Source organism: Arthrobacter sp. Y3225116 (genome assembly GCF_059091245.1).
The window spans coordinates 1-1,994 of sequence record NZ_JBNHGL010000370.1 but is presented as its reverse complement, the minus strand read 5'-3'; the positions used below and the strand labels follow the sequence as shown (position 1 = coordinate 1,994).

General features: G+C 71.9%; 2 protein-coding genes. Both read right to left on the bottom strand.

Going from position 1 to position 1,994, the window contains the following annotated elements:
* Positions 1–1,049 (bottom strand): ribosome small subunit-dependent GTPase A (gene rsgA / locus AC5RV2_RS17460; RefSeq protein ID WP_494093383.1); only part of this gene is annotated, 1,049 nt, incomplete at its 3' end.
* A 183-nt stretch (positions 1,050–1,232) separates the two neighbouring features.
* Complete coding sequence (locus AC5RV2_RS17455) at positions 1,233–1,688, bottom strand: NUDIX hydrolase (protein ID WP_494093382.1); 456 nt, start codon at positions 1,686–1,688, stop codon at positions 1,233–1,235.
* Positions 1,689–1,994 lie beyond the last annotated feature (306 nt).

The following is a 1,994-nucleotide window of genomic DNA, read 5'->3' as shown; positions in this document are numbered from 1 at the left end:
GCCTTGGCCATCCTGCCCAATTGCCGGCCGGCCCGGCGCTGCTCCGCCACGTTCTGCCGCAGGTGCAGGCGGGCCAGCTCGCGTTCCATCTTCCGGTAGCTGTCCCAGCGCCGCTGCTCCAGGCTTCCGGCGGCGAGGGCCCGGAGCACTGCGCAGCCGGGTTCGGCCTCGTGGGCACAGTCGTTGAACCGGCAGCCGGCGGCCAGGTCTTCGATGTCGGCGAACATGGTCGCCAGCCCCTCCTCCGCGTCCCACAGCGCGAAGCCGCGGATGCCCGGCGTGTCCATGAGCACGGCACCGTTCGGCAGGGGAATGAGCTCGCGCGCCGTGGTGGTGTGCCGGCCCCTCCCGTCGCCGGCCCGGACTGCTCCGGTGTCCTGTACCGCCCGGCCTGCGAGCGCGTTGATCAGGCTGGATTTGCCCGAGCCCGAGGGTCCGAGCAGCACCATCGTCCGGCCGGGGCCCAGGTATTCGGCCACGGCATCGAGTCCGTCGCCCGTGTCCGCGCTCGTCGCCAAGACGTCCGCGCCGGCGGCCTGCTCGACGATCTGGGCGGCGACCTCGTCATGGCGGCCGCTCAGGTCCGCCTTGGTCAGGATGACCACCGGCAGCGCGCCGGAATCCCACGCTGCCACCAGGGTGCGCTCCAGCCGGTTGGCCGACAGCGGGCGGTCGAAGGGCACCGCGACGCCGACCAGGTCCATGTTGGCGGCCAGGATCTGCTCGGCTGCCAGCGGGTCATAGGCCTGTTTGCGGGACAGGGCGGAAAACCGCGGAAGCAGCCCGGCGATGGCCGGGCCGCCTGCGGAAGCCGGGCGGGCGGCGTCGCACGCCACCCAATCGCCGGTGGCCGGTTGCGGACTGACGCCTGCCGTGGACAGGTGCAGCAGGCCGCCTTCGGCGGCCAGCAGGACGCGACCCCGGTCGGTGCGCACCACCCGGGCGGGGCGGAGCGCCGGATCGGGAAAATGGAGGTCGAACTGCGCGGCGGTGTGTTGGGTGTAGCCGTAGCTGCGCAGCAGGGAGTGCGGGTGAGAAGTGTCGGTCACGACGGTTACCTCGGGACGTGAGGCCTCCGCGCCGGACGTTCCGGCCGCTAGCCGCGGCGCGGGCGGGGTACGGAGGCTGGGCTGGTGATGGCAGCAGGATCTGCGGGATAAACGGTCATCACACCCACCTCCTCAAGGTTGTCCGGCGGGCTGGTCAGCCCGGCAACTGGATCAGCATAGCGCTCACGGGCCGTCTGCGGAATGGCCGGCCGGCACGCCGTCCGGGAAGTAGAGCCGCAGCCCCAGATCCACCAGGTCGACCCGGTCCAGCGTCGGAACCTGATGGAGCGGGATCCACCGGGCCAGGTCCGTGGACCCGTCGGCCTCGTCGGTCAGTTCGCCGCCGACAACGCTGGCCGCGTAGATGACGCGGAAGGCGTGCAGCGGCCGGTGCCCGTGCAGGCGCTTCGCGGCCGGGATGTGCTTGCTGTCCACGCCGAGCAACTGCTCGAGCCTGGCGGCGTAGCCCGTTTCTTCCCGGATCTCGCGGACCGCTCCGGTTGCGGCGTCTTCGCCGTATTCCAGGCCCCCGCCGGGCAGGGTCCAGCGCGGCCAGCCTGCGCCGGTCCAGCGGACCAGCAGCACCGCGCCGTCGGCCACGATCACGCCGTAGGCGGCCACGCGCGTATCGAATTCCATGTCCCCCAGTGTAGGGCGGCGGGCGAGGCGGCTACCGGAGGCTGAGGCCGCTGTGCGCCGCCGCCTGCGCATCGGTGCGGGGAGCGCCGGGGCATTGCGCCCACCCCTGTTCGCGGCTAGAACTAAGACCATGGGGAACGCGCCAGCTGGGTTCCACGGCACAGCGCTGCGGAGGCGGGGCCGCCGTGCCTGAGTCCGCCGCAACGGTGCCGCGCGGGCCAGGGATTGGCCAGTTCGGTGCACCCGGAACCATCGGGATCAGCATGGATGAGACCATCGATTGGGTCAAGAGATGGTTCACGTGGG

What these genes read in the sequence shown, in the direction of transcription:
- AC5RV2_RS17455 (WP_494093382.1), bottom strand. Translation starts at nt 1,688, where the DNA reads ATGGAATTCGATACGCGCGTGGCCGCCTACGGCGTGATCGTGGCCGAC.